Source organism: Nostoc sp., from assembly GCF_036919595.1.
Classification (GTDB): Bacteria; Cyanobacteriota; Cyanobacteriia; order Cyanobacteriales; family Nostocaceae; genus Nostoc.
In genome coordinates, this window is the sequence record NZ_JBALCO010000027.1 from 1 (window position 1) to 7,054 (window position 7,054).

Annotated in this window: 3 protein-coding genes and 2 pseudogenes; 2 read left to right on the forward strand and 3 right to left on the reverse strand. The window is 42.7% G+C overall.

The features are described 5' to 3' along the window. Positions 1-189 (forward strand): annotated as a pseudogene (locus V7K21_RS03540) (photosystem II q(b) protein); the annotation flags it as partial. A gap of 416 nt (positions 190-605) precedes the next feature. After that, the gene (recR, locus tag V7K21_RS03545; RefSeq protein ID WP_335171584.1) at positions 606-1,163 is read left to right on the forward strand and encodes a recombination mediator RecR; all 558 of its coding nucleotides are present in this window, start codon (positions 606-608) and stop codon (positions 1,161-1,163) included. Positions 1,164-1,475: 312 nt separating this feature from the next. Here recR and V7K21_RS03550 read toward each other — a convergent pair whose 3' ends face one another. The 3 genes and pseudogenes from V7K21_RS03550 to V7K21_RS03560 all read right to left on the reverse strand — a co-directional run. Further along, entirely contained in the window at positions 1,476-5,327 is a 3,852-nt protein-coding gene (locus V7K21_RS03550) for a CHAT domain-containing protein (protein WP_335171586.1), read from the reverse strand. Between the two features lie 171 nt (positions 5,328-5,498). After that, positions 5,499-6,194: a hypothetical protein gene (locus tag V7K21_RS03555; RefSeq protein ID WP_335171588.1), complete on the reverse strand. Its 696-nt coding sequence runs from the start codon at positions 6,192-6,194 to the stop codon at positions 5,499-5,501. Between the two features lie 306 nt (positions 6,195-6,500). Beyond that, positions 6,501-6,968, reverse strand: a pseudogene (locus tag V7K21_RS03560) (DUF4114 domain-containing protein); the annotation flags it as partial. Positions 6,969-7,054 lie beyond the last annotated feature (86 nt).

A 7,054-nucleotide genomic window follows, 5' to 3' on the forward strand; every position in this document is an offset into this window, starting at 1 on the left:
GGTTTCAACTTCAACCAATCAATCATTGATTCTGAAGGTCGAGTGATTGCGACTTGGGCAGATGTAATCAACCGCGCTAACCTGGGTATGGAAGTGATGCACGAGCGCAATGCTCACAACTTCCCCTTAGATTTGGCAGCAGGTGATTTTGCTCCTGTAGCTCTAACCGCTCCTGCTATCAACGGTTAGATAGTAAAGTTTAGCTAAATCAAAAAGCGCTCTCCCGGATTGGGAGGGTGTTTTTTGTTTATATATCGGAATTGGAAGTTTAGCCCACCAAATTTTCCTTCATTGCACTACTGTGCTTCCTCTATCAAAGTATGGGCTTGTAAATGAATGAAGAACGGATCAAGAGCACTATTCTCATCTGTATACACAGTATCTAATTGTTCTGTAATGCGATGTTTTTACCAAAACTAAAAAGACTGTAGATTGTCTGAATTAGCACGTGAACTACAAAAGTGATCCTATAAGTATTCATTAGGTCATAATATTAAATAACCAATCCAAAAAATCCTGTAAAAGTGTCATCATAGTGATGGTAAAAACATTCTGGAGATAAGACAACGGTTTACGCACGCCCTTTAGCACGGTTAATTGAGCAATTGCAACGGTTGCCAGGAGTTGGCCCCAAATCTGCCCAACGACTGGCTTTGCATATTTTGAAGCGACCAAAAGCAGAAGTAGAAGCTTTAGCACAAGCTTTAATTGAGGCAAAAAAACAGATAGGCTTGTGTTCTGTTTGCTTTCACTTATCTGCTGAACCTGTTTGTGAAATTTGCCGCAATCCCAACCGTGACAACAACACTATCTGTGTCGTAGCAGATCCTCGCGATGTAATTGCGCTAGAAAAAACCCGCGAATACAAAGGCAAATATCACGTTTTGGGTGGGGTGATTTCCCCAATTGACGGAATTGGGCCAGAACAGTTAACTATACTGGCTTTGCAGCGCCGGGTGAGTCAGCAAAAACCTCAAGAAGTGATTTTGGCAATTAGTCCGAGTGTGGAAGGGGAGACAACGACACTGTATGTCGGTCAGCTACTGAAACCATTTACCAAGGTGACGCGGATTGCCTTTGGTTTGCCTGTAGGTGGTGATTTGGAGTACGCCGACGAAGTGACCCTGGCAAGGGCATTGGAAGGACGCCGGGAGTTAGATTAGGCTTAATTAAAAGTTATAAACTTTAGATTAAAGCCTTCTCCACTCCTTAGTGTTGGTGACTCAATTTTGGATTTTAAATTTTACATAAGAATTCAGCACTCAGGAGGACGCAGTACGCCCTTGCGGTTCCCCGACTCGTACCCCTACGGAGAAGCAACTGCCGTTCAGAAGTCAGAATTTATAGAAGGTTTAATATCATAAGGAAATTCATGAGTAAAGTAAATTAGCTCCTGATTCTTCCACTATTGTGACTGCTGAATTCTTACAATTTTAGATTGACCTTATAAATTATTTTGACTAAGTTTCAAAAGATTAATTTGGCTTACCCGTAATCGTGAATCCTGCCCAGTAGTAAGGATGATTATAAAGATTTTTATCTGATGCCATTTTACTATTTCTATATAGCTGTGTCGCTAAATAAGTTTGAATTCGTAATTCTTCAGGATGCAGATTATTCAAGATATCTTCATACCATTTTGTCAGTTCTCCAGCAGTTAGTTCTTTCAACCATCGTGTTGCTTCAGCTAAGGCAGTAACTGCTGATTTATTAGGCTGTAATCGTCGGTAAAACTCGATCATTACCAAGGCACTAGCTGAAGATTCTACACTCCAAAGAGTACTCACTACATGAGGAACACCCTGACTCACAAAACCACTCACTAAACTCACATATTCGCTGCTGATAGTGTGGTTGCTAGTACTTAAATTTTCACAAGCAGAGAGAGTAATAAGGTTGTAACTTGCTAAATTTTGTTGACAGATTTCATCTAAAGTAAGTCTATCTTCACCTGCTAATGCTAATTCTGACTTTTTAGGTTCAGCTAAATTATTAGTGACATGGCCCGTAAAATGAAATATGTTGTAATTATCAAATAAGGCCTTTTCGACAACATTTTTCGTAGCTTCAGACCCCTGAATTCGTTGAATCTTATTGAACATCTGGCTCACAATTTCAGACTCAAGTTTAGCAAATTTTAGTGTGGGATAACCTGTACTTTCAGGATGTTCAACACTGAGCAATAACTGATTTTGCCACTGCCAAATCTGTTCAGTTTTTATTGATAAACCTATTTGGGCACTAGGCAGATAGGTGACGGTGAAATTTGATTCTACATTCGGCAATTCTTCTTGGGATGAAGAAGAGAGATGGAAAAGGGTATGAATGGGCAATTTGTACAAGTCACGGTGAGGAATTAAAACCAGTTGGATGATGCCTTCGAGTTCCTGTGCAATTGTGGAAATATTTAGGATGTCATACAGTTGCACTAGCTTCTGTTCCATATCAACTCGCCAAGAATGCTGGCTTTTACTTTCTTTGTCTTGGGCCGTGCAGCAATATTCTTGGTATTGTTGATGCCAATCTTCTAGCCAACTTTCAAATTCAATTAGGCGTTGCACTGCTTCGGGTAGCGGCAATTCATTTAGACGGATAGCGTCTTCTCCTAAAGGCATTGCCCCAGGATCTTGCATGGGTGTAAACAGGAGGATCGGTGATGGCGCTTGGTCTTTGAGAATAAATGTGTGTAGGGCGACTGGACTAATATGCCAGTAAATAATTGCTGTTGTGGGATTAAATAGTTGTTGAATTGCGCCATACTCAGGTGAGTAAATCTCATTATTCCAGCCAGAAAGTAGCCAGTTTAAACAAGCATTTTTGCCTTGTTCCGCAATTTCCCAGGCTTCAACTAAATCACCAGACTCTACAGCTAAATCAACTGCCAACTGCTTAAAGCCTGTAAATTTCAAAGCTAGCTGTTTTTTACTTTCGTCAGAGCGAGTTTCTTCACTCAATAATTGTCCCAATAAATCTGTGCCGCGTTGCTGTAATTCTTGAACTTGTGTTGTTTGTCCCAAACCCATCAGCACTTTGCTTAGAGATTGTAAAACCTCTAAGTGCAACTGCGGAAAATATTCTAGTGTCAGGGTTAACAGCGCCTGATGATACTCAGATGCAGCTTTGCGCCAATAATCGCGCGTATTGGTATGTTTTTTGCCTTGGTCGTAGTAAATATTACCGATCGCAACATGTAATCTACCCCAACCTTCTGGGTGGGTATCTGTCCGCAGATGCTTTAACCCTTCTTCGTAGCTGGCTAATTTTCCTTCGTAGCCACCCTGTTGTAAGGCGGGATTTGTTGCTGTTATACTACTCGACAAATTCAGGAATCCGTCAGCATTCACTAAATTACCGACGGCGGTTCCACGACCAATCCAAGCTTCCCAATAATCTTGTTTAATTTGCAAAGCGTTGTCATAACAGGCGATCGCTTCGGCAAATTGTTCTAAATAAAACAGTGCTACTGCCTGATTATACCAGGCTAAGTGGAAGTCGGGTTTAATGGCGATCGCTTGTTGATAGGAGGCGATCGCTTCAATGCGGCGTCCTAAATTGTCTAACGCTATACCCCGGTTGTACCAAGCTAAGTAGAAGTCGGCTTGAACTGAAAGTGCTTTGTCCCAGGAGGCGATCGCTTCTGACCACCTTCCTAAATTAAATAGGACTACACCCCGGTCTATCCAAACTTCGTGGTAGTCTGGGTCAATTTCTAGCGCTTTGTCGTAAGATATAATTGCCTCTGCAAATTGTTCGCTTACAGCTAGGGCTATGCCTCGATGATACCAGTTTTCCTGGTCTTCTGGTTCCAGATGCAGCGCTTGGTCATAACTAGAAATGGCTTCCGGTAGCCAACCTAACTTTAGCAGCGCCAAACCTTTGCTAGACCAAGCTTCTTGGTAGTCTGGCTTAATTTCTATGGCTTTGTCAAAAGAAGCAATCGCTTCTTCAAAGTATCCTAATTCTCCGAGAGTTCCACCCCGGTTGTACCAAGCTTTGTAGTAGTCGGGTTTCAATTCTGTGGCGGTTTCGTAAGATGTGATCGCTTCATCAAAACGTTCTAAATGAAACAGCGTCAAGCCTCGGTTAAACCAATATTCAGAAAATTCTGGTTGCAGTTTGATGGCTTGGTCATAAGATGCGATCGCGCTTAACAAATCACCTATTTTAGCTTGGCTTAGACCTTGGTAAAACCACGTTTGAGCCTGGGTAATCGGATTATCGGTATGTCGCTCAATAATACCAGGAGAATTGCTGCTTTGAACTGCCAAGTTAGAAGCAAGTTGCTGGACTAAATTGGTACTTTGATCCAACCTCACCCACAACTCATCTAAGGTATTAGCTACATTTGGCTCTAAATTGGTCAAAGTGTTATCCCAGGTTTCCACTGAGTCAGACGTTGCTAATTCAGTTCTTTGTCTAGTGGAAAGGAGATTTGCTGGTGTCTTAGCTGAAGTAACTTTCTCTTCATCACCGAATCTCAGTTCGGCTAATGAGGTGATTGAATCTTCCGCTGCGGGGAGAGGGAGATTTTCTCTGATCGTGGCTTGGGCATCTTCTCGTTCATACTTCAATACCAGTTCCTCTAAATTCTCGGTCAATCTTTCCTCAAAAGAGGCATTTTCAGGCGCTGGCGTTATTGCTTCAACATCTGGAAGATCATATTCCCATAACTGCTCACCTAAGCTACGGATTAGCTCTTGCCCAGGTGTAGTTGGGAGAATTTCTTCTGTGGTTTCTACGACATTTTGCTCATCATCCTCCCATAACTGCTCGCCCAAATTGCGGATCAGTTCTTGCCCTGGAGTAGTTTCTATTACATTTGGCTCATCATATTCCCATAACTGTTCGCCTAAATTGCGGATCAGTTCTTGCCCAGGAGTGGTTTCTGTGCCATCTTGCGCCTGATCCTCCTCATACTCTATCTGTGTAGGTAAGTTTTGCATCAGCCGGATGCCAATGTCATAGGCAACGTCTCCAATTCTGCCAATACCAAGTTCCCCCAATTGCACCATCTGTGTTGCTAATAGAGGATTCGGCGTCGGTGAAGCTAGCAAGCTTTCGCCAAACATCATCAACCAATCTATCCAGCGTTCAGCCGAAATGCGATTTTCGACCCGTTGCAGATACCTTAATGCCCACTGTTGTCCTCGTGCTTGATGCACGCCTTCTAGCAATTGGATAAACAATTGTTCCAGATCCGCATTGGTTAGTTCTGGTAGTACCTCCACCAGATTCTGTCTTCTCCCACGCTTGAGAGAACTAGTCTGCTTACTTTTAATGAGGCGCTTTAAAAACCTTTTAAGCGACTGTGATATCCGCCTGAGCATCTGCCACACTCTTGGATTTTGTTTTTCTAGATTGTAGCCATCGTTGTGTTCAAAAAATCATCAATTACGTAAAAACTAATTAGATCCGGATAGCGCATCCGTAGCAGGTTAGCAAAAAATATACAAAACTTCAAGAGTACAGCATTACAACGTTACAATTCTCAGATTCAACTAATTTTCTGTTTGCTCTATAGTCGATTCACCAGCAGGATACAATTGATTAATTAATGCCTGCACAAGCACTTGGGGATCATCTGTCTCAACGGCAAGTTGTTGAGCAATCTGCTGGCGTAAGCTTTCATCCTCCTGCAACATCACAAACAACTGTTCTAGAGTGACAGTTTGGTATTCTCCCTCCGGGAGGTTCTCTGGCGCATCTACTGACTCTAATATTGGAGCAGTTGGTTCAGATGGCAGCGTGCTAACAGCATCTGGCCCTTCATATTCCCAAATTGGTTCACCTTGATTGCGTGTCAACAACTGCATCCCGATATTATAGGCAACATCTCCAATTTCTCCGATGCTCAACTCACCGAGTTGCACCAACCGCGCAGCTATTTCATTATTGGGTGTAGGTGATGCTAGCAATCTTTCACCAAAGCGCCCTAACCACTCAACCCAGTCTTCAGTTGTAATCCGATGTTCAATATTATGCAGCCACTTCTGGGCCCATGCTTCCCCTCGTGCTTGATGTACTCCTTGCAACAGTTCGGTGAACAGAAATTCCAGATCCGTATCGCTTAGGGGTGGTGCTGGTTCTTTTTCCACATTCCCCCTAGATTTTGAGGCAGTCTGTTTTCCACCAAACAAGCTCTGAAAAAGCTTTTTGAGCCATTGAAATAGCCGCTTGAGCATCTGCTGCACCATCGAATATTGCTTATCCTAAAATTGTAGCGATCGCACTGGACTATGGCGCTAGTTCAGTCAATAAAATGTATGTATAGACTGAAAATCTCTTTTTTCCTCTAGGGCATTGGGCAAAGGGGAAAGACTTACTGCAACTTTCCCTCTGCTCCCCTGCACTCCCTGCTTGCCTCAACAAATAACTAAACTCAGTGCCATTCGGCTTTAGCCCTTACTACAAACCTTTAATTATTCACGCTCACTTACTTAACCCAATGGTGCTTAACAACATTGGCTCTACTGAGTATAGGCGATGTTTAATAATTTAGACTAAGCGATAGTCAGATTGACTCGCACGATCATATCGTTGAAATCTTTGTCACCACCACTTGCTAAATCCTCAAAGCCAAAAACGTTATTTCCTAATAAGCGAATGTGATCTACTTTATCACCGTTAGCTCCCAAGAATGGGAAGTAAACTGCTGGATCATTATTTGGATTGCTATCAAGTAAAGCATCAGGAATACCATTAGTAATAATAAATGGTACAAAGATAGAACCTGGCTGGAAAGTTCCTGTGGAAGTTGCATTACCTTGGTTATTAACTGTCAAGTCAATACCTGCAACACGCCCACGAACTGCGGCTTCAGTATAACCAGCCTGTCCAGTGAGAATATCTGCTTTGCCATCTCCGTTGGTGTCAATGCCACCATTCTCATCAGCTACTTTATAGAAGCCGATGAAATTATTGAAAGCCGCTTCTCTGTTAACCACAAAATCAGCTTTTACCGTAACCGTTCAGGGGGTGCGCCTGCGGCGCACCAGCCAACAATAAGCGTTGTAGCTATTTGACTATAAGGAGTGCTAGCACACAGATGCTCACG